At 68.5% G+C, this 20619-nt stretch carries 18 protein-coding genes and 1 pseudogene; 11 read left to right on the top strand and 8 right to left on the bottom strand.

Features of this window, described 5'->3' with window-relative positions:
- The 3 genes from FL311_RS12425 to FL311_RS12415 form a co-directional block, all read left to right on the top strand.
- The coding region (locus tag FL311_RS12425; RefSeq protein WP_255510331.1) for a DNA translocase FtsK at nt 1-2008 on the top strand (2008 nt) is incomplete at its 5' end.
- Nucleotides 2009-2131: 123 nt separating this feature from the next.
- Nucleotides 2132-2416, top strand: coding sequence for an antibiotic biosynthesis monooxygenase (locus tag FL311_RS12420; protein ID WP_141325244.1), 285 nt, complete (start codon nt 2132-2134; stop codon nt 2414-2416).
- 51 nt (nt 2417-2467) lie between these two features.
- Nucleotides 2468-3706 carry a class I SAM-dependent RNA methyltransferase gene (locus tag FL311_RS12415; protein ID WP_141325243.1) on the top strand — a complete coding sequence of 413 codons (1239 nt, stop codon included), beginning with the start codon at nt 2468-2470 and terminating at the stop codon, nt 3704-3706.
- Here FL311_RS12415 and plsY read toward each other — a convergent pair.
- Both plsY and FL311_RS12405 read right to left on the bottom strand, forming a co-directional pair.
- Nucleotides 3623-4201 (bottom strand): glycerol-3-phosphate 1-O-acyltransferase PlsY, encoded by a 579-nt coding sequence (gene plsY / locus FL311_RS12410; protein ID WP_141325242.1) that lies wholly within the window; start codon nt 4199-4201, stop codon nt 3623-3625. The genes FL311_RS12415 and plsY overlap by 84 nt on opposite strands.
- A gap of 9 nt (nt 4202-4210) precedes the next feature.
- Entirely contained in the window at nt 4211-4642 is a 432-nt protein-coding gene (locus FL311_RS12405) for a DUF2752 domain-containing protein (RefSeq protein ID WP_141325241.1), read from the bottom strand.
- Between the two features lie 89 nt (nt 4643-4731).
- On the opposite strand from FL311_RS12405, the gene FL311_RS12400 reads away from it, so the two are divergent.
- Both FL311_RS12400 and FL311_RS12395 read left to right on the top strand, forming a co-directional pair.
- The gene (locus FL311_RS12400; protein WP_141325240.1) at nt 4732-5304 is read left to right on the top strand and encodes a DUF4920 domain-containing protein; all 573 of its coding nucleotides are present in this window, start codon (nt 4732-4734) and stop codon (nt 5302-5304) included.
- A gap of 3 nt (nt 5305-5307) precedes the next feature.
- Nucleotides 5308-5811: pseudogene (locus FL311_RS12395) on the top strand (hypothetical protein); the annotation flags it as partial.
- A 738-nt stretch (nt 5812-6549) separates the two neighbouring features.
- Here FL311_RS12395 and FL311_RS12390 read toward each other — a convergent pair.
- The 4 genes from FL311_RS12390 to FL311_RS12375 form a co-directional block, all read right to left on the bottom strand.
- The gene (locus FL311_RS12390; RefSeq protein WP_194869177.1) at nt 6550-7464 is read right to left on the bottom strand and encodes a hypothetical protein; all 915 of its coding nucleotides are present in this window, start codon (nt 7462-7464) and stop codon (nt 6550-6552) included.
- Nucleotides 7465-7558: 94 nt separating this feature from the next.
- Nucleotides 7559-9103 carry a radical SAM protein gene (locus FL311_RS12385; protein ID WP_141325238.1) on the bottom strand — a complete coding sequence of 515 codons (1545 nt, stop codon included), beginning with the start codon at nt 9101-9103 and terminating at the stop codon, nt 7559-7561.
- Nucleotides 9104-9220: 117 nt separating this feature from the next.
- Entirely contained in the window at nt 9221-9916 is a 696-nt protein-coding gene (locus FL311_RS12380) for a hypothetical protein (RefSeq protein ID WP_141325237.1), read from the bottom strand.
- Between the two features lie 36 nt (nt 9917-9952).
- Nucleotides 9953-13159 (bottom strand): TonB-dependent receptor, encoded by a 3207-nt coding sequence (locus FL311_RS12375; protein WP_141325236.1) that lies wholly within the window; start codon nt 13157-13159, stop codon nt 9953-9955.
- A gap of 231 nt (nt 13160-13390) precedes the next feature.
- Here FL311_RS12375 and FL311_RS12370 point away from each other — a divergent pair, with 231 nt between their 5' ends.
- From FL311_RS12370 to FL311_RS12350, 5 genes are all read left to right on the top strand, one after another.
- Nucleotides 13391-14143 carry an energy transducer TonB gene (locus tag FL311_RS12370; protein WP_141325235.1) on the top strand — a complete coding sequence of 251 codons (753 nt, stop codon included), beginning with the start codon at nt 13391-13393 and terminating at the stop codon, nt 14141-14143.
- A gap of 66 nt (nt 14144-14209) precedes the next feature.
- Nucleotides 14210-14893 carry a MotA/TolQ/ExbB proton channel family protein gene (locus FL311_RS12365; protein ID WP_141325234.1) on the top strand — a complete coding sequence of 228 codons (684 nt, stop codon included), beginning with the start codon at nt 14210-14212 and terminating at the stop codon, nt 14891-14893.
- Between the two features lie 128 nt (nt 14894-15021).
- Nucleotides 15022-15435, top strand: coding sequence for a biopolymer transporter ExbD (locus tag FL311_RS12360; RefSeq protein ID WP_141325233.1), 414 nt, complete (start codon nt 15022-15024; stop codon nt 15433-15435).
- Complete coding sequence (locus FL311_RS12355) at nt 15435-15935, top strand: biopolymer transporter ExbD (protein ID WP_141325232.1); 501 nt, start codon at nt 15435-15437, stop codon at nt 15933-15935. Before FL311_RS12360 ends, FL311_RS12355 begins: the two co-directional genes overlap by 1 nt.
- Before the next feature lie 79 nt (nt 15936-16014).
- Nucleotides 16015-16638 carry a DUF2378 family protein gene (locus tag FL311_RS12350; RefSeq protein ID WP_141325231.1) on the top strand — a complete coding sequence of 208 codons (624 nt, stop codon included), beginning with the start codon at nt 16015-16017 and terminating at the stop codon, nt 16636-16638.
- Here FL311_RS12350 and FL311_RS12345 read toward each other — a convergent pair.
- Complete coding sequence (locus FL311_RS12345) at nt 16539-17111, bottom strand: hypothetical protein (RefSeq protein ID WP_228556834.1); 573 nt, start codon at nt 17109-17111, stop codon at nt 16539-16541. The two genes, FL311_RS12350 and FL311_RS12345, sit on opposite strands and share 100 nt — an antisense overlap.
- Nucleotides 17112-17408: 297 nt before the next feature.
- On the opposite strand from FL311_RS12345, the gene FL311_RS12340 reads away from it, so the two are divergent.
- Nucleotides 17409-19169 carry a YifB family Mg chelatase-like AAA ATPase gene (locus tag FL311_RS12340; protein WP_141325230.1) on the top strand — a complete coding sequence of 587 codons (1761 nt, stop codon included), beginning with the start codon at nt 17409-17411 and terminating at the stop codon, nt 19167-19169.
- Here the strand turns inward: FL311_RS12340 and FL311_RS12335 are convergent.
- On the bottom strand, nt 19052-20413 hold the full coding sequence (locus tag FL311_RS12335; protein WP_141325229.1) for an NAD(P)/FAD-dependent oxidoreductase: 1362 nt from the start codon (nt 20411-20413) through the stop codon (nt 19052-19054). The genes FL311_RS12340 and FL311_RS12335 overlap by 118 nt on opposite strands.
- Nucleotides 20414-20619: the final 206 nt, after the last annotated feature.

The following is a 20619-nucleotide window of genomic DNA, read 5'->3' as shown; positions in this document are numbered from 1 at the left end:
CCCCATCGTCCCCGAGGGCGTCGAGCCCCCGCGCGGCCGCCGCAAGACGCCGAACATCGTCACCGGCCCCGCCGCGCCCGTCGCCGCGCTGCCCGAGTCCACCGAGCCCGTGGCCCCGGCGCCCGCGCCCGTCATCTCCCTGCCCCAGCCTCCGCAGGCCGCGGCACCCCAGCCCGCGCCGGCCGCGTCCGCGCTGGCGCGCATGCCGCTCATCGTGGAGCCCAAGGCGCCGCCCAAGCCCACCGTCAAGAAGACCCAGGACCAGTTCGAGTTCGTGGGTGACCGCAAGAGCTTCTCGCTGCCTCCGCTCGACGTGCTCGAGTACGACAAGAAGGAGCGCTCGGAGCTGGACAAGGACGCGTTCCTGTCCACGGCGGAGAAGCTGCGCGCGAAGCTGGCCGACTTCGGCATCGTCGGCGAGGTGGTGGAGATCCGCCCCGGCCCCGTCGTCACCATGTACGAGTTCCTGCCGGGCCCCGGCATCAAGGTGAGCAAGATCGCCGCGCTCGCCGACGACCTGGCCATGGCGATGGAGGCGATGCGCGTTCGCATCGTCGCCCCCATCCCCGGCAAGGGCGTGGTGGGCATCGAGGTGCCGAACAAGGACCGTGAGACCGTCTATCTCAAGGAGATCGCCGAGCAGGACGCGTTCCTCAAGGGCCCCAGCAAGCTGACCATGTGCGTGGGCAAGGACATCGAGGGCATGCCGTACGTCTTCGACCTGGCCAAGGCGCCGCACCTGCTCATCGCCGGCACCACCGGCTCCGGCAAGTCGGTGGCCGTCAACTCGATGATCATGAGCATCCTCCTGAAGTCCACGCCGGAGGAGGTCCGCTTCATCATGGTGGACCCGAAGATGCTGGAGCTCTCCGTGTACGAGGGCATCCCGCACCTCTTGCTGCCCGTGGTGACGGACCCGAAGAAGGCGGCGCTCGCGCTGCGCTGGGCCGTGGAGGAGATGGAGCGCCGCTACCAGATGCTGTCCGAAGCGGGCGTGCGCAACATCGCCGGCTACAACAAGCTGGTGGAGAGCTCCGCCTCCGAGGTGAAGGAGGTGCTCGCCGCCGCGGAGCCTTCGCCCAAGAAGTCCAAGCCCAAGAAGGTCCTGGTGGTGGACCTGGAGGGCGGCGAGCCCAAGCCCGCGGCCCAGGCGTCGGACGGGCTGGGCGTGGCCGCGCCGCGCGAGGACGTGGAGGACCTGCGCGAGGCGCTGGTGTCCTCCGAGGACGAGTCCGCCTCGGAAGTGCCCGAGGTGGAGGCCGAGCCCGAGGACGACGACGCGGGCGCGCCGCTGGACGCCGCCGCGTCCAAGCCGGAGAAGAAGGAGCTCAAGAAGCTGCCCTACATCGTGGTCATCATCGACGAGCTGGCCGACCTCATGATGGTCGCCAGCCGCGAGGTGGAGACGTACGTGGCGCGCCTGGCGCAGATGGCCCGCGCGGCCGGCATCCACCTGATGGTCGCGACGCAGCGTCCCTCCACGGACGTCGTCACCGGCATCATCAAGGCGAACTTCCCCACGCGCATCAGCTTCATGCTCCGCTCCAAGCCGGACTCCATGACGATTCTGGGCACGGTGGGCGCCGAGGCGCTGCTGGGCATGGGCGACATGCTCATCATGCCGCCCACGAGCGCGCACCTGCAGCGTGTGCACGGCGCCTTCGTGTCGGAGAACGAAATCAAGAAGGCGGTGGACCACCTCAAGGCCCAGGGCAAGCCCGTCTTCGACGAGTCCATCCTCAAGCCGCGCGACGAGGACGTGGAGTCCGGCGGCGAGGAGGACGAGCTGTCCGACGAGCTGTACGACCAGGCCCTCGCCACGGTCAGCGAGATGCGCGCCGTCTCCATCTCCATGCTCCAGCGCAAGATGCGCATCGGCTACAACCGCGCCGCGCGCATGATCGAGCGCATGGAGCGTGACGGAGTCGTCGGCGCCGCCGATGGCGCCAAGCCCCGCGAGGTGCTCATCCGAGGGGTGGGCGACATGCCGGGCGCGGGCGCGATGTAGTCCACCCGCGGCGCACCGTTGTTCTCCCAGGGGGTGTCCGGCTTCGGTCCGGACGCCCCCTGTCCGTTTCCCCTCTGACGCGGGCATCCCCAGCCCGCCCCGACGTGTTCCAGGTGAGTGCCCATGATTGTCGCCATCTCCCGCTTCCGCGCCGCGCCCGAGGACGCCGAGCGCCTGGTCGCCCGCTTCCAGGAGCGCGCGCGCAGGGTGGACGCGCACGAGGGGTTCCTGGGGCTGGAGGTGCTGCGCTCGTTCGAGCGCTCGCCGGAGCTGCTGCTGGTGACGCGCTGGCGGGACAAGGAGGCGATGCGGCGCTATTTCCAGTCGGAGGACTTCCGGAGGGCGAAGGAGGCCAGCGCCGAGCAGGAGGGGGCCACCTTCGCCATGTACGAGGTGGTGGGCACGTGAGGCGCGTATTGGATTCCCAAGCAGGCGCAGGTCGTCTATGGGCGGTGTCCCATGGCTGAACGCATCGCCCTATTCGCCACCACGACCCGAGGCACCGAGGACCTGCTCGCCGACGAGCTCAAGGAACTCGGCGCGCGCCGCATCCGCCAGGACCGTGGCGGTGTGCGCTTCATGGCCTCGCTCGACGAGGCGCTGAAGGTCTGTCTCTGGTCCCGCATCGCCATGCGCGTGCTCTACCCGCTGGGCGCCTTCGAGGCCCGCGGCGCGCAGGGCCTGTACGACGCCGCCCGCGGCGTCCCGTGGGAGGAGCACCTGACGCCCACCACGACGTTCGCCGTGGACGCGACGCTGAAGGACAGCGAGCACAGCCACTCGGGCTTCGTCGCGCTGAAGGTGAAGGACGCCATCGTCGACCGCATGCGCGACGTGGTGGGCACGCGGCCGGACGTGGACACGAAGAACCCGGACGTGAGCGTGGTGGCGCACCTGTCGCGCGACACGCTGTCGCTCTCGTTGGATTTGTGCGGCGAGCCACTGCACCGCCGGGGCTACCGCGTGCGTCCCACCGTGGCGCCCCTCAAGGAGACGCTGGCCGCCGCCATCCTGCGCGCCGCGCGCTACACGGGCGACGAGGCGCTGGTGGACCCGATGTGCGGCTCGGGCACGCTGCTGATTGAGGCGGGCATGATGGCCCGTCGGCGCGCGCCCGGACTCAACCGCGACTTCGCCGTGGAGCGCTGGCCGGAGCTGGGGGCTCGGGCGAAGGAGCTGCTCGCGGACCTGCGCGCGGACGCGCGGCGCGACGAGCGCAAGGTGGAGGTCCCTCTCTGGGGCTTCGACAAGGACCCGGAGGCCCTCGACGCCGCCCAGCGCAACGTGCGCGCGGCCCGGCTGTCCGAGGAGATCACCCTGGCCGAGGGCGACGCGACGAAGCTGCCGCCGCTGCCAGCCTCCAGTGGCCTCATCCTCACCAATCCGCCCTATGGAGACCGCATCGGCACGGGCGGACAGAAGGGCATGAAGAGCTTCTATTACAAGCTGGGCGAGTCCTTGCGTGTGCCCGGCTGGCGCGTCTGGGTCCTCAGCGGCAACCCGGCCTTCGAGAGCGCCTTCCACGCGCGTCCGTCGGCGCGGCGCGACCTGATGAACGGCCCCATCGACTGCACGCTGCTCGGCTACCGGCCCTCGGGCGGTGGCGGCGAGGACTCAGAAGCGCCGCTCGGTGCGTCGCATGAGCCGGTGGATGTTGCTCCGGTGCGTCCACAGCATGAGGGCGAAGAGGACCGCTGAGAGGCCCGCGTACTCGGGCGCGCGGGCGGTGAGGGCGGACGTGCCCACCGCCGTCGCCCCCGCCGCGAGCGAGCCCAGCGAGCTGACGCGCCACACCGCGAAGATGGCGATGAAGACGAGCCCCGCGGCCAGGGCGGCCTGGGGCACGAGCACCAGCAACACGCCCAGCGCGGTGGCCACGCCCTTGCCACCGTGCAGCTTCAGCCACACCGGGAAGACATGGCCCAGCACGGCGGCGAGCGCCACCAGCACGTGCACCCCGGGCAGCTCCGGCACCAGCCTCATCGCGAGCGCCACCGGCAGCGCGCCCTTCACCGCGTCGAGCACCAGCACCACCGCGCCCAGCTTCTTGCCCGCGACGCGGGTGACGTTGGTGGCGCCGATGTTGCCGCTGCCGCTCTGGCGCACGTCCACGCCGCGAAGCCACCGCGTCAGCAGGACACCGAAGGGGATGGAGCCGGCGAGGTAGCCCAGCAGGACGAGCGCGAGAGTCACGACCCCACGCTATAGCAGCAGGTGGGGGAAGCGCGTCTTCACCACCACGTAGGCGTAATTCACCAGGACGATGACGGGCATCGCCACCTGGAACGCCTTCCACTCCCGAAGCGAGAGCTGGATTTCGGGGATGGGGACCGCGAACACCAGGTGCACCACCATGGCCACGGCCGCGAGCGCGAACAGCAGGGCCGCCACGGTGCCCAGGGGGTTGGCCTCCCACGCGCCCACGAAGTTGAAGTGGGCCACGCGGTCCGCCACGCGGGTGAGGCCACAGCCGAGGCAGGGCCAGCCCGTCCGCTCGCGCAGCACGCAGCCCCAGAACGGGATGAGCTTCGCCACCGGGATGAAGCGGGCGACGAGCAGTCCCGCCAGGCCGATGAGGCCCAGGTAGTCCACCGTGCCGAGCCGGCGGTTTCGAGGAGGGAGGAAGACCTTCATGGGCTGCGCGCCCCGGGGTGTGCGGGAGTCACACTCTAGTACGGGCGCCGCCTTGCCGGGGCAACGAGTTTTGACTAAGCGGGCAGGTCATGAACTCGCTCCGCACGTCCCTGATGCTGCTGGTCGCTGTTCCCCTGGTGGCCTTCGCTGGCGACAAGACGCCCGCCAAGGGAAAGACGGCCGACAAGGCCGCGGCCGCCGCCGACTGTCACCACCCGGCCGACAAGGCCGCCGCCGCGCCCAAGCCCGAGGCCGCGAAGGACGACAGCTGGAAGCTCACCCGCGGCGAGGCCCTCAAGGGCGCCTCCGAGGTGAAGCTCGCGGACCTGCTCTCCAAGCCCCAGGCCCACGACGGCAAGACGGTGCGGCTCGAGGGCACGGTGCGCAAGGCGTGTGAGAAGAAGGGCTGCTGGATGGAGCTCGCCCCCGAGGGTCAGGCCAAGGGCCCGGGCGTGCGGGTGACGTTCAAGGACTACGGCTTCTTCGTGCCGCTGGACTCGGCGGGCTCGCAGGCGCGCGTGGAGGGCGTGGTGAAGGTGGCCGAGCTGAGCGAGGGCCACGCGGCGCACTACGAGGCCGAGGGCGCCATCGTCCCGCGCGGCGCGGACGGCAAGCCGCGCGAGGTGCAGTTGGTCGCGACGGGCGTCGAGCTGCGCCGGTAGCACATGGCGCGCAGCTTCAGCATGAAGGGCGTGCAGGGCGCCGCGGACCGCGCCGTCCAGCACGCGAGGGCGTGGTTGCTGGAGACGGAGCCGGGTTCGCGCGTGCACGACGTGCAGTCGGACCCGCGCTTCCAGCATCGGGGCGTGGACCTGCTGTGGGAGCTGCCCTCGGGAGAGGTGCGCGGTATCGAGGTGAAGGGGGACCGCAACGCCACCCGGAAGCGGTACTTCTTCGAGCTGGTGTCCAACCTGGAGAAGGACACCCCGGGCTGCTTCCTCTACAGCGGCGCGGACCTGCTGGTGTACGTGTTCCTGTCGCAGGGGGAGATGCACGTGTTGCCGCTGCGCGCGGCGCGCGACTGGTTCCTCCCGCGCGCGAAGGAGTATCCGCTCAAGCACGCCTTCACCCAGACGGGCGCCATCCGCTACACGACGGTGGGCGCGGTGGTCTCCACGCGCGACGTCATCGAGGGCGTGCCCAACGTGCTCAAGATTCCCCTGAGGCGCTCGACGCCGCTGCGAGCCCAGGAGGAGTCCACGACGCCCGAGGCTCCGGGCGCGGCGGCCATGCCCACGAAGCAGGGCGAGCTCGAGGAGGTGGCCCCGGTGAAGACCGCCCAGGAGGACGCGAAGCCCGCGCCGAAGAAGCGGGCGCGGCGCCGCAAGTCCACGGACGCCTCCACGAGCAGCGGCCCGGGCACGTCGGAGTGACGGGGCGCTCACGAGCCCAGCGCTGACCTGTCAGCGCGTCCTTCCTCGAGCCCTCGCGCCGTCACGGCGCGAACTCACGGCCTGTGACGGCAACGAGCGGCGTGGGGTGACGCTGCTCGTGTGCAGTCTCGCGCCAGGGACCTGGCCCTCAAGCCCACGCGGCAGACAGGTAGAAGCCTCACATCCTGGCGGCGACGAGGGTTTCCAGATGACCGCGGTCGTACGCGGCCTTGAGCCCGTGACTCGGGCACGACGTCTCGGCCCATCAAGCTCGTGCGCCAGTCGGGATGAAGACTCACGCCATGGCGCGGCGACGAGGGGCTCGCGAAGACCTCGGCCATGCTCCGCCTCGAGCCAGCCACTCGGGCACGGCGTCGCGGACCTCGAGCCCATGAGACGAGCTGGGAAGACACGGCCCATGTCGCGGCGACGAGGGTGCTCGGGGTGACCGCAGCCGTACCCGGCCCCGGGCCAACCACTCGGGCACGGCGTCGTGGACCCGAGGTCCGCGCGCCGTGCCGGAGGTCCTGCTCACTACCGGTGACGGTGACGGTTGTGACCGGGGTGGATGCGGTCGTGCTCGGACTCGAGCCGCTCGGCGATGCGCATCAGGTCCAGCAGGGCCACGCGGTCGTTCTGCGCCTTGTAGATGTGCTCCAGGCGCGGCATGAGGTCCAACGCGAGGTGCAGGTCCTTGTTCTCCTCCGCCCACGCCAGCAGCGTCCGGGCGGCCGTGGCGGCCACGCCGTGCGTCTGGAGGTGGATGAGGCCGTCGACGGCCAGGATGCGGGCAATCGGAGAGCGGCTCGTGTCCTCGGACAGCTTGACCAGGTCCGTCGCCGCCTCGTCCTTCTCGCCCTTCGCGGCGCGCACCATCGCGCGCGAGATGCCCTTGCGGTCCGGCAGGAAGAACTCCTCCATCTCCGCGAAGGACTCCGCGTGATTCACATGACCCGAGCGCGCGAGCAGCTCCGCGAGCCGGTCGAACAGCTCCGCGTCCTTCTCGGAGAACGGCGCCAGCGCCTCCTGCATGAAGCGCTCCTGGGGCAGGCCCTTGTCATCCACGGGCAGCCGCGCGCGCAGGCTGGTCATCCGCTCGAAGGCCGCGCTCACTGGCGCATCCGTCTTGCCGTTGAGCAGCTCCAGCAGCGACTTCATGAGCGACGCCAGCGTGTCCGTCATCTCATGCGGCGCCACGCGGTCCGGCAGCCAGCGGCGCCACAGCTCCACGGGAGCCGCGACGACGAAATCCTTGAAGGGCCCGGTGCCCTTCCACTTCGACTTCCACTGCTGGGCGATGCCCAACGGGAAGGTCGACTCCGACAGCTTCCGGAAGTCCTCCTCCGTCACCGGGATGCCGTAGTGGCCGAGCGTCCCGAGCAGGGCCTCCGTCGAGAACTCCTTGAGACCCTTCTGCTGCCAAGCCTTGTCCACGCGCTGCGTGCTCACCTGGTTCTCCGCTGCCCCTGGGCGCCGGCCATCGGCGCATGCGGTCTTCTAGCGGAACCCGGGCCCACAATGCATGGCCCTCGTACGCCCGCCGTCACGCGGCCGACGGCGCGGGCGCCACCTTCGGAACAGTGGGCCAGAGGGTGGGATTGCGCCGCCCATCCTCCACCCGACGCGCGAGATAGGGCTCACAGCCCCTCGCCTCGAAGGCCTTCTTCCACGCGGAGAAGCCGCCCCCCGCCCGCCAGGCATCCATCGCCGCCAGCCCCCCCTCGGGACCACACTGGGCCAGCATGTACTCCACCCAGGCCCAGCGCGCGGACGTGGGACGCACCTCCGCGCGCCCCCGCAGGCCCTTGCGCAGCCGCTCCAGCCGGTTCTCCACCTCGCGGATGCCCGCGAAGGGCGCGCCGTCCAGCGGCGTGTTCCGCTTGGCCACGAAGGGAGCCACGCCCAGCGCCACGGGAAGGATGCGCGACAGCTCCGCCGTGAAGCGGATCAACTCGTCGATGTCCGTCTCGTCCTCGAACGGAAGCCCCACGACGTTGTACACCTTGAGCTGCTTCATCCCGGCGGTCCGGGCATACCCGGCCGCGCGCACAATCTGTTCCTCGGAGTGCTTGCGGTCCACCATGTCCCGCATCCGCTGCGAGGCTCCGTCCGCCGCCACCGTCAGGTTCGTCGCCCCGCCCCGGCGGAGTTGATCCACCAGCTCCTGGGTCAGCCGATCCGCCCGGAGTGACGACACGCCCACCTCGCGCCCCGAGTCCACGAGGGTGCGCAGCAGCTCGACGATGCGCGGGTGGTCCGTCACCGCCGCGCCCACCAGGCCCACCCGCTTCGCGTTCTCCGGGATGAGCGACAGCACCCGCTCGGGCGGCACCGTCCGCATGCCCCCGTTGGTGGTGCGCCGCATGACGCAGTAATGGCACCCCCGCGAGCAGCCGCGCTCCGGCTCGATGAGGAACATCGAGCGCAGCTCCGTGTGCGGCGTGATGATCTGCGAGCGGGCGGGCAGCCGCGAGTCCGTCGCCCGGGCCACGTGGTAGCGCGCTCCTCCCCTGCCCGGGACCCGGAAGCCGGGGATGCGCGCCAGATGATCCAACAGCGCCTCGCGCTCCATGGAGGCCGCGGCCTCCACCAGGACGTGGATCAGCTCCTCGGACTCGCCCTGGACGAGCACGTCGACGAAGGGCTCCAGCGGATCCGGGTTGGAGAACGTCAGAGGTCCACCGGCGACCACCAGCGGATGGCGACCATCCCGACGCTCCTCCGCCAGCACGGGCATCCCCGCGAGCTCCAGCAGCGAGAAGAACCCCGTCAGCTCCAGCTCGTACGCCACCGAGAACGCCAGCATCTGGAAGCTGGAGACCGGGGCCTGGGACTCCCAGGTGAACAGCGGCGTGCGCGTCTTCTTGAAGGCCTCCACGTCATCCGGGAGGAACACACGCTCGGCGGTGGCACCGGGGTGCTGGTGGATTTCCCGGTAGATGGCCTGGAAGCCCAGCGAGCTCATGCCCACGTGGTAGGGGCTCGGGTAGCAGAGCGCCACGCGAAAGGGCGCTTCCTTGTAGAGGGTGCCCTCTTCGTCGTCCAGCAGCGAGCGGACGTGGTGGATGAGTGAGTAACGGCCCTCCATGTGCCTCCAATGGGTACTGCCTCCAAACACCGCGGCCCCGACAATCCACTCCCTGAGGAGGGCTGCCGGGGCCGCGAGGCGCCACCCAGGCGGGTGGCGCTGTTCAGCGATGGACGACTACTTGAACGACGGGACCGGCTTGGACGGCACGCAGATCGCCGTCGTCGCGCTCACCTGGAGGCACTCCGTGGCGAAGTCCGGGTTCAGGTTCGGGTTCGTCGCGCACGAGGTGGCATCGGACGGGTCGCAGGCGACCGCCGGCCACATCGAACGGATGGCGTAGTTCGACGTGCAGCCATTGCGCGTGTACTTCACCTGGCCACGCAGCTGCGTACCCGGCGTCGACGGCGCCGCGTACACCTGGATGTTGCTGAACTCGTAGCTGATGGTCGTCGCCGGAAGCGTCTGGGTGGCCGCGGCGTTGACCGAGGCAACCGAGAGCGTCTCCGCCGTGCAGAACTCATCCGCGTCCGGCTCGGTGTCGAACCGGCCCAGCGCCGTCTGATCCGTGGTCGGACCCGGGTCGCGGTTCGCGATGGACGCCACGCCCTGCGGACGCATGGTGAGCAGCGAGTTGCTCAGGTCATCCGGGTCGCTGAACTTGTAGACGCCCACCAACTCACCGACGGGAGCCCTCTGGTCGCACGCGACGCCGTTGGCATCGACGGGGTCGTCGATGGGGTCATACCGGGTCGCCCAGCTCGCGCTGTCCTGCACGAAGCAGGGAGCCTCGGGCTGGTCGAAGTTGCAACCCGTCAGCAGACCCGCCGTGCCAACAAGGACCATTGCCGCATTGAAGATGTTCTTGGTCATGTGACTTGAAATCCTGGTTCCGTGAATGGCCAGTGACTAGAACGTGTACCGGACACCAAGGCGCATCTGGCGCGGCGGCTGGTAGCTGGTCGGGTTCTTGAAGTTGGGGTTGACGTCGTTCTCGACCGTGCCGAACGGCTCGTCGCGCTCCTCGCCGGCCTGCCACTGGACGTTGCCAGGGAGGTCGGAAGGCTTGCCGCCCGCGATGGGCTGCACGGAGAGCAGGGTGTACGTCTGGTCGACCGTGCTCACGCCCTGGAAGTTGAACAGGTTGAACACGTCCAGGGTGACGGAGATGACGCTGTCCTTGCTGACGCGGTAGTTGACGCCGATGTTGGAGTCAATGACGTTCAGCCAGGGCGTACGACCACCCGCGCCACGGGGGAGGACGAAGGACTCGTCCGGACCGTAGAGCGAGTGCGCGCCGAAGTAGTTGATCGGCGAGCCGGAGTTGCCGCGGTAGGACAGACCCAGGCTGGCGGACAGCTCGTTCGTGAAGTTGAACTCCTTCGCGCCGAACACCTTGATCTGGTGCGTACGGTCGAACGGCAGCGGACCCGTGCGGTTGGCCAGGAGGCTGACGAGGTCGAAGTCCGACAGGATGTTCGGGTCGAGCTGAGCAGTCTCCGGGCGGAACAGACCGGGGTAGTTACCGTTCAGGCGGGACCAGGTGTAGTTCGCCGCGGCGAGCCAGCCATCCGAGAACGTACGGTTCAGGTAGACCGTGACGTTGTCGTAGTTACGCTCCGGCTTCGGGAACTCCTTGGCGAAGCCGCTGCCCGGGTTGCCGAGGAAGTACGACGCACCGTCATCGCGGCTCATGTCCTCGATGACCATGTTCATGTTGCGGTGCGTGTAGCTGGCGCCCACGCGGGTGTTGGCGATGAGCTCGTACTCAGCGCCGACCACCAGCTCGTTGGACGACTGCGGCTTGATGTCCGGGTCGATCGGCTCGTTCTCGACCTTGCCACCCGTGTAGAGGCGGTTCGGGTTGCGGTTGCTCTCGGGCTGAGCGAGCACGTAGGCCGGGTCACGGCACTCCGTCTGCTGGCTCTGGCGATCCGTGGGGTTGCAGCCCGCCTGCGTGTCCGACGCGAGCGCGCGGCGGGCCTCGTAGCGACGCTCACCCGGGAACGCGCGGTCGAGCATGTTCAGGGGAACCTGCTCGTAGTAGCGAGCGAAGTTCACGAAGAACTTGGTGCGGCCGTTGGCGAACGGGTCGACGATGGCGCCGAGGCGGGGCGACCACTGGTTGCCCATGATGAGCGCCAGCTCGCCGTCGCCGCCGTACATCGCCTGCACGTCGTAGCGCACGCCGAGGTTGAGCGTGACGCGGTTGGCGATGGACCAGGAGTCCTGCAGGAAGCCACCGACCGTGGTGCTGGTGGTCTTCGACTGCTGGGTCAGCTGGGTGATGGGGCTGTCGGGCGAGGCCTGGTAGCCGTAGCGACGGTAGTCCTGCACCGCGCCGCCGGAGTAGGGCTGGCCGTTGAGCGTCGCGCCCGCGTACGGAGCGGACTCACGGAAGTACACGCCACCGCCGTACGCCTTGAGCTGGTCGTAGGACAGGAACTCCGCGTCCGCACCGGCCTTCAGCACGTGGGTGCCGAGCGCGTTGAGCAGGTAGGTGGCCTTCGCGTTGAACTGGTAGCGATCCAGCTTCGAGTCGTTCATGTAGCCCGGGCCACCGACCGTGTAGCCGATGACAGGGCAGCGCTCGACCGTGACGGGGTTGCCGTCCTCGTCGACCGTCTCGAACGGGGCGCAGGCGCCCTCCTGCCCGGCGGGCAGGGCCTCGAGGTCCGCCAGGGAGCGCTCGCTGGTGTACTGGAAGCGGGAGTAGCCCGCGAGGCCCTCGGAGGAGCCCAGCTTGCTGCCGTCCGCCGGCAGGGTGGACGCCGTCTGGTGGAACCAGCCGGCCGTCGCGTCGACGAGGACCTTCTTGTCCATGAACGCGCCGCCGTACTTCAGGGCGACGGACGTGGCGTTCGCGTTCGTCTCCGTGAAGGCGAAGTCGCCCGGACGGGAGAAGATCGCGCCCGGCAGACCACCGGACTGCGGGTTGATGGACAGCTTGCCCATGCCACCCGTGGTCGTCGGCGTGCCGTTGAGGGCGAGCGAGACCGTGTGGTCCTGGTTGATGAGGTAGGTCAGCTTACCCATGTACTGCACGGTCCGGGAGTCAGCGTAGTACTGACGATCCGAGCCCGCGATGGGGTCGACGACCGTGAAGCCCGTGTCGTCCGTGACCGTGTTGCCCTGCGCGTCCAGGCGGATGGCGTTGAGCGTGCGGGTGTGCTGGTAGCGCGTGAAGGACGGCGCGAAACCGGCGAAGAACCACAGCTTGTCCTTGAGGATCGGACCACCGAGGGTGGCGCCGAAGTCGCCCATGTTCTTCAGCTCGTTGAGGCCGCTGATGACCGAGCCTTCGGCCCGGATCGTCTTGCGGGTACCCTCGAACGTGCCGGGCGTCCAGTTGGCGAACACGGAGCCGTGGAACTCGTTGGAGCCCGACCGGGTCACCGCGTTGATGACACCGCCCGTGGAGCGACCGAACTCCGGCAGGTAGCCGCCGGTGATGATGTTCACGTCCTGCACGAACTCGATGCTCATCGGGCTCGCGTTCACGCCGTAGGCCGGATCGTTCGTGGACAGACCGTCCACCACGTAGCCGTTCTCAGGCGAGGTCGCACCGTTGATGGAGACACCGTACTGGTCGTTCTGGGCGCCAGGCGCCAGCTCGGCCAGGGACTCGAAGGAGCGAGCCGCGCCGCTCTTGCCACCCGGACGGGCGACCGCGATGCGCTTGATGAACTCCTGATCCACGTTGACGCCCGTGGTCGTGGAGCCCACGTCGATGGTCGGCGGCGCGCCGACGATCTCCACCACCTCACCGAGGGACTCGGGGAGCAGCTCGACGTTGACGCGGATGGTGCGGTTCAGACGCAGCTGCACGTCCGACCGGGCGTAGGGCTTGAACTGCTCCTTCTCGAACCGCAGGGTGTAAACACCAGGCGGAAGCTGGGGAATACGGTAGTTGCCCTGTGCGTCGGAAACCACGGTCTGCTCACCCTGAAGGTTGGGCGAGGTCGCGGTTACCACCACGTCAGGAACAGGCTGCCGACTCTGGGCGTCGATGATCGTTCCGATCATCGTGCTCGACTGCGCGAAAGCCGCCGATCCATAAAGCAGACCTGCGGCCAGGACAACTCCGGTTTCCCGGAGCACTCGGTTCAAGTGCATACCAGACCCCTCCAAGGTGGGCTGCAACCGAAAATGACTGGGGAAAATATCCGAGGTCGAGCAGTTGTCAATAGACCGTTGCTTTTTGGTAACCAGTGGGGCAATTGCGCGATCACGTCAGTTACCCTTGACCGTGCTCACTTGAACCCGGAACGCGTTTCTGTATGGTGGCGCGCCCTTTCAGCCGGGGGTGGCGTGGTGGGTGTCCACTGGTGAAGAGGAGTCTAGTACATGTTTGATTCAGTCCTTGACCGCGGTCAGGCGCCCAAAGCGCGGTTCGGTGTGGGAACCACCATCTCGGTGATCCTGCATGTGGCGCTGTTCCTGGTGGCCTACGTTCTTTCGACGAGGCCTCCGGTCGAGGAGGAGAAGGAGATCGAGGTGACGCTGAAGGCCACCATGGCCCCGCCACCTCCTCCGCCGCCGCCCCCTCCCCCGGCGGCGACCTCCAAGCCGAAGACGACCCCGAAGAAGCCCAAGAAGCCCGACGCCATCGTCCAGCCCAAGGAGATCCCGAAAGAGGTCCCCAAGGAGGTCGAGCCGACCGAGCAGCCGGAAGAGGCCGCCGAGGAGCCCAGTGAAGAGGCGGTCGAGGGCGGTGTCGAGGGTGGCGTGGCCGGTGGTGTCGTGGGCGGCGTCGTCGGTGGTGTGATCGGCGGCGTGGTCGGTGGACAGCTGGGTGGGACGGGGACGGAAGTGCTGCCGTTCGGCGCGGGCATGACCCGTCCGGAGAAGGTCTCGGGCCCGCAGCCCGAGTACACCCGCGAGGCGCTCGAGTCCCGCGTCCAGGGCACGATGATCGTCAAGTGCGTCATCACCGTGGAAGGTCGAGTGGAGCGCTGCCGAATCATCAAGCCCCTGCCCCACATGGAACAGGCCGTCATGGACGCCCTGACCTCGTCACGTTACAAGCCGGTCACGTTCCAGGGCCGTCCGGTCCAGGTGGATTACACCTTCACCCTGAATCTGAAGCTGCCGCGCTGATCCGGGCGCGCCGTAGAGAAGCACCGCCGACCACCCCGCGCTCGTGAGGAGGAGCGCTCCAAAGCCATGCAATTCACTCTCGTCGAAATCTGGGCACACACGGGCCTCTTCGCCCGTATGATCATCTTCACCCTGGCCATCATGTCGGTGGCGTCCCTGGTCGTGATGGCGGAGCGGATGATCGTCTTCCGCAAGACCCGGTCCGACAGCCGCAACTTCGCGGCCAAGATGGGTGCCATCCTGGCAAAGGGTGACCTGACCACCGCGGCCAACACGAACCTGGGCAAGGACGTGGGCCACCTGGGCCGGGTGATCAACTCCGGTCTGACGGCCTACCGCATCAGCCCCAACAACAAGGACGTGGCGGTGGAGTCCGTGGCCCGCGCGCTCGAGCGCCAGGCGCAGCGCGAGGTGCAGAGCATGAAGCGCGGCCTGGGCCTCCTGGCCACGGTCGGCTCGACGGCCCCCTTCGTCGGTCTGCTCGGCACGACGATGGGTATCGTCAACGCCTTCCAGCTCATGGCGGCGGCCGGCTCCGGCGGTCTGGGCACCATCTCGGCCGGTATCGCCGAGGCGCTCATCACCACGGCCTTCGGTCTGCTCGTGGCGATCCCCGCGGTGATGGCCTACAACTTCCTGCAGGGCTGGGTGGATGCTCGCGCGGTGGACATCAGCGAGTCCTCCAACGAGTTCCTCGACGTCGTGGCCCGCCACCTGGGCGGCGGCGCGCAGTCCTCGCACGCGGCCTGAGCAGTCACCGGCGAGCCCGGGGACGACCCGAGGCCCGCCTCCCGATGTGAACGCGGCTCCTGAACCTCGGGGCCCGCGACGCCACCTTGGGAAGGCGGGCTTCCACCATCCGGAAGCAGGTTAAACGCATGGGAATGTCAGCAGGCCCCAAGGGGGGCATCAAGAGCGACATCAACGTCACGCCGCTGGTGGACGTGGTGCTGGTGCTCCTCATCATCTTCATGGTCGTCACCCCCATGCTCCAGCGCGGCAAGTCCGTGGAGCTGCCCAAGGCCACCGAGATCGAAAAAGAGAAGGGCAAGGACTCGGACCCTCTCTACGTCTCCATCACCCCGGACAAGAAGGTGTTCGTGGAGAATGATCAGGTGGACGAGCAGGCCCTCCAGGACCGCATCGCGGAGGAGCTGGTGAAGGACCCGGGCAAGAAGATCCTGCTCAAGGGTGACAACACGGTAAACGTGGGCGACGTGCGCAGGGTGCTCGACGTGGCCCGCAAGGCCAAGGCGAAGCAGATCGCGCTCGGCGTCGAGGAGAAGAAGTAATGGCCGGCCACAAGCAGCGCCAGTGGGTCAAGCCGCAGTCGGCGCCCAACTCGGAGATCAACGTCACGCCGCTGGTGGACGTGGTGCTGGTGCTCCTCATCATCTTCATGGTCGTCACGCCCCTCCTGGAGAAGGACATCCTGGTGCGAGTGCCGGACACCGAGGTGGAGAACGAGCCGCCTCCCGAGGATCCGAACAACCAGCAGCTGGTGGTCCTGCTGGACAAGGACGGCAGCTACTCCATCAACACGGAGAAGGTGCCCGCGTCGGACTACATCAACCGTCTCAAGCGCATGCTGGCGGCGAAGAAGGCGGACGAGAAGGTCGTCTTCTTCATGGCGGACGACGCGACCAACTACGGGCGGCTCATCGCGGCCCTGGACGGCGCGAAGGCGGCCGGCGCGAAGGTGCTCGGCATGGCGACGGAGCTGCCGTCGAACGCCATCATCCAGGGCACGCAGGTGGACACGGGCACCCCACCGCCCGCCCCCACGCCCTGACATCTCCCTCCCGGAGCCTACGCTCCGGGTTGGAGTCGCGGTTCACAATCAGAAGCTCGTCGGCTAGAGTCCACTCCTCATGGCCGACGAGCTTCTCGTCTTTGAACAGACCATCGAAGCCCTCTTCCTGCGCGCGTTGCACGGGCGGCTGACGCCTGCCTGCAAGCAGCGCCTGAAGCAGGCGGGGCTCGACGTGGACCAGAAGCTGCGTCCCGCCTACTCCTTCACGTCCTGGATGGCGTTCCTGCGCATCGCCGCGGAGGAGCTGTTCCCCCAGGAGGCCGTCGCCCAGGGGACCTGGAAGCTCGGTGAGGCCTATATCGAGGGCTTCCGCGAGACGATGCTCGGCCGCGCGGTGCTGTCACTGCTGCGGGTGCTGGGACCTCGCCGGACGCTCATGCGGGCCACGCAGAACTTCCGGGCGGGCAACAACTACACCGAGTCGAAGCTGATGGAGCTCACCCCCACCCAGTTCGAGCTGTGGATGAACGAGGTGGGCGACTATCCGGACTTCACCGCGGGCATCATCCACGCCGGCCTGCGAGTGGCCGGCGCCCAGGAGGTGCGCGTGGAGCCGTCAGGCTACGACGGCCACGCCTGCACCTACCGCATCAGCTGGAAGGAAGCCTCGGTCTCCTCGGGCGTGGCCGGCAGCGGCGACTCCAAGGCGGCCATGAGGTCCGGGTCCATCAGCTCCCTGTAGATGAACTCGGCGATGAGGCCGGTCACCATCCAGATGGGCAGGATGTAGAGCGACGTCATCTGCCCCATGATGGCGCCCGCGTCGCCGTAGTACCAGATGCGGTAGCCGGTGAGCCGCTCCAGGACCAGGCCGCTGAAGCCCTCGAACAGCAGGATGCCCACGCCATAGACGGCGGCCCGGAGGCTGGCGTGCTGGTAGAGCATCCAGCGGAAGACGGGCTCCACGAAGAAGAAGCAGGCGATGGCGTAGATGAAGAACATCCACAGCGAGCACTGCCCGTAGGCGGTGACGGCGGGGGTGTCCCAGATGGCGTTGAGCCCCAGTCGGTCATCCACCCGCCACTGGAACTGGAAGAGCGAGCCGAGGATGGGCACGTCCCGGGATACGCGCACCAGGTTGTAGAAGAAGATCTCCGAGCTGATGCCCACCATGCCGTAGAGGCAGAAGCGGAACATCGCGAAGGCGACCTTCATCCGCTGACCCCGCTTCATGTCTGCCCGGCGGATACGGACCGGACGACGCCGCTGAATCTCCTGCGACCCCATTTGCGTCATTCCCCCTGCGTTCCCCAACTCCCCACCAAGCTACCCAAGGCGCACCCGCCCTGGCTAGAGGCCCCTTCACTTATCCAGTGAGCATGGAACCCTGGTGTTCCTGGGGATGGGACAGGCATCCGCCCCGGGGGATTGGCTCACCACGGGATTCTCCTCGGAGGGCCGCCGGTACGCGGGTTGCTCCACGCGGAGCCGGGCGATGCGGGAGGGGGACGGATGCTGGCGAGGGTGCGGTCGGGGGCGTTGATGGGCATCGACGCGGTGGTGGTGGAGTGCGAGGTCGACATGGCGCTCGGCCTCCCCTACTTCAACGTGGTGGGACTGCCGGAAGGCGCGGTGCGCGAGTCGAAGGTGCGCGTGGTCTCCGCGCTGAAGAACACCGGCTTCGAGCTGCCACAGAAGCGCGTCACGGTGAATCTGGCGCCGGCGGACCTGCGCAAGGACGGCGTGGCGTTCGAGCTGCCCATCGCGTTGGGAGTCCTCGCGGCGGCGAAGCTGCTCGAGGAGGCGCCCCTGGGGCGCTATCTCTTCGGCGGGGAGCTGTCGCTCGACGGCACGCTCAAGCCCATCAAGGGCGTGCTGCCGCTCGCGGTGGCGGCTCGGGACAAGGGCTTCGAGGGGGTCATGGTGCCAGCGGCCAACGCGGCCGAGGCCGCGCTCGTCGAGGGCCTGAGCGTATTGCCCGTGATGAGCCTGCGCGAGGCGGTGGACCATCTCACCGGGACGCGCGTCATCCCTCCCTTCTCACGTCAGGGTGTCTCGCATCCGGTGGGTCGTGGACGCGCGGAGCCGGACCTGGCGGACGTGAGGGGGCAGCCCGACCTCAAGCTGGCGTTGGAGCTGGCGGCGGCGGGCGGACACAACGTGTTGATGTGCGGCCCCCCCGGCTCGGGCAAGACGATGCTGGCGCGCAGGCTGCCGGGCATCCTTCCGGCGATGACCTTCGCCGAGTCGCTCGAGGTGACGAAGGTCTACTCGGTGTTGGGGCTGCTCAACGAAGGCCACGCCCTGGTGCGCGAGCGTCCGTTCCGCGCGCCCCACCACACGCTGTCCGACGCGGGGCTCGTGGGAGGTGGCCCCCTGGCCCGTCCTGGAGAGCTGTCGCTGGCGCACCACGGCGTCCTGTTCCTCGACGAGCTCCCGGAGTTCCGTCGCAACGTGCTGGAGGTGCTGCGACAGCCACTGGAGGAGGGAATCATCCACCTGGCGCGCGCCAACCAGAACATCAGCTACCCGTGCCAGGTGATGCTGGTGGCGGCGATGAACCCCTGCCCTTGCGGCTACTTCAACGTGCCGGGACACACCTGCACGTGTCCGGAGCACCGCGTGTTCGACTACCACGCCCGCGTCAGTGGCCCGCTGCTGGACCGCGTCGACATCACCCTGCAGACCCGGCCGGTGGAGTACCACCACCTGGCGCGTGCGGAGGCAAAGGAGTCCTCCAGCCGCTACCATCGGGAGCGCGTGGAGGCCGCGCGGCAACGTCAGCGTGAGCGGTACCGGGACGAGCCGAGCGTGCACTGCAACGCACAGCTGCCGTCCCACCTGCTGCGGCGCCACTGCGTCCTGAGCCCCGGCGCCGAGCGGATGCTGGAGCTGGCGGTGCGGCGCCATGGGCTGTCCGCGCGAGCCCATGACCGGCTCCTGAAGCTCGCCCTGACTCGCGCGGACCTGGAGGACCACGGACGCATCGAGGACGTGGACATGCGGCTCGCCATCGACTGCAGGGCGCTGGACCGACGAGGCTGGCTGCACTCGAACACCCACCAGGGAGGCTCCCCTGCCCTTCGTTCAGGCGCGGGCGGGCGGTGGAGACCGCCCGCCGATGAATCCCTGCCCAGTGCCCGAGGCGTCAGGCCTCAGTGGGTCGACGGAGGAGACAGCTCATTCGAGGAGGAGACGAGGCGCGACGCCCCCTCCGTGTCATCCGTGGGGGCCCCCTTCCCGTCCGGCGACGAGGCCACGAGCGTGAGCTGATCCAACCTGGGCGCGGGGCCGGTGATGATTCGGGCCGACTTGCCAAAGGTCAGATAGGAATAGGCCCAGTTGAGCATCACCGCCAGCTTGCTCCTGAAGCCGATGAGGAACATCAGGTGGATGAACAGCCAGGCGCCCCACGCGGGCAGCCCTGTCTGTTTGAAGCGCCGGAAGGCGATGCCCACCGCGTGGCCACGGCCAATCACCGCGTAGGAGCCCCTGTCCCAGTACTTGAAGGGCACCATGGGTTCCCCGCGCAGCCGACGCAGGATGTTGGCCGCCGCGTGCTTGCCCTCCTGCATCGCGGCGGGCGCGAGCCCCGGCACGGGCGTGCCGTCCTCTTGATTGAGCGAGGCCAGGTCTCCCACGACGAAGACGTCCTCGTGACCGGGGACGGTCAACTCAGGCGTCACATGCACGCGCCCCGCGCGGTCCAGCGGAACACCGAGCGAACGCGCCACCGGCGAGGCGGCGACACCGGCGGCCCAAATCACCGTGCGGGCCGCGATGAACTCCGTGCCGATGTAGACGCCCGTCTCATCGATGTTCGTCACCCGGGCGCCCGTGCGGACCTCCACACCGAGCTTCTCCAACGTGCGACGCGCCTTGTCCGTCAGGTCGTCCGGGTAGACGGGCAGGACCTTGCCCAGGCCCTCGATGAGGATGATGCGCGCATCGCGCGGGTCGATGTTCTTGAAGTCGCCCGACAGGGACTTGCGGCTGATCTCCGCCAGTGAGCCCGCCATCTCCACGCCCGTGGGCCCCGCTCCGATGATGACGAAGTTGAGCAGGGCCTTGCGGATGCGAGGGTCCGTCTCACGCTCGGCCAGCTCGTACGCCAGCAGGACCCGGCGTCGAATCTCCACCGCGTCCTCGATGGACTTCAGACCCGGGGCATGGCGCGCCCACTGGTCATTGCCGAAATACGAGTGCGTCGCCCCCGTCGCGATGACGAGGTAGTCGTACTTCAGCTCTCCATCCGAGAGCAGCACCCGCTTCCCCGCGGTGTCGACGCCCGTCACGTCCGCCAGCACCACCGCGACCCCCTGGGGTCCGAGCAGGGCCCGCAGCGGCGCGGCAATCTCGCTGGGGCTCAGCGTCGCCGTGGCCACCTGGTACAGCAGCGGCTGGAAGAGGTGGTGGTTGTGCCGGTCCACCAGGGTGAGACGAACCGGCGCCCTGGCGAGCTGCTGCGCGGCCCGAAGCCCGGCGAACCCGCCGCCGAGGATGACCACATGGGGCATGTCTTCGCGTTGGGTTTTCACGAGCGAAAGGTCATGCCGCCCCCTCCAAACTTCAACGCAAAGCGCCGTGAATTCAGCAGACGGACGAGTAGCCGCTCGCTCATCCTGGAAATCCAGACGAGGGCTTGCCCTCCACCCCACGAGACGCCCGCAGTCCCTCGCGGACGGCTCTCTTCATGTGTTCACAGGGAGTACCTCGCGGCATG

The sequence above is a fragment of the Myxococcus sp. AB025B genome (assembly GCF_006518215.1).
Taxonomy (GTDB): Bacteria; Myxococcota; Myxococcia; order Myxococcales; family Myxococcaceae; genus Myxococcus; species Myxococcus fulvus.
The sequence above is the reverse complement of the archived record's forward strand: the minus strand, read 5'-3'. Positions and strand labels throughout refer to the sequence as shown.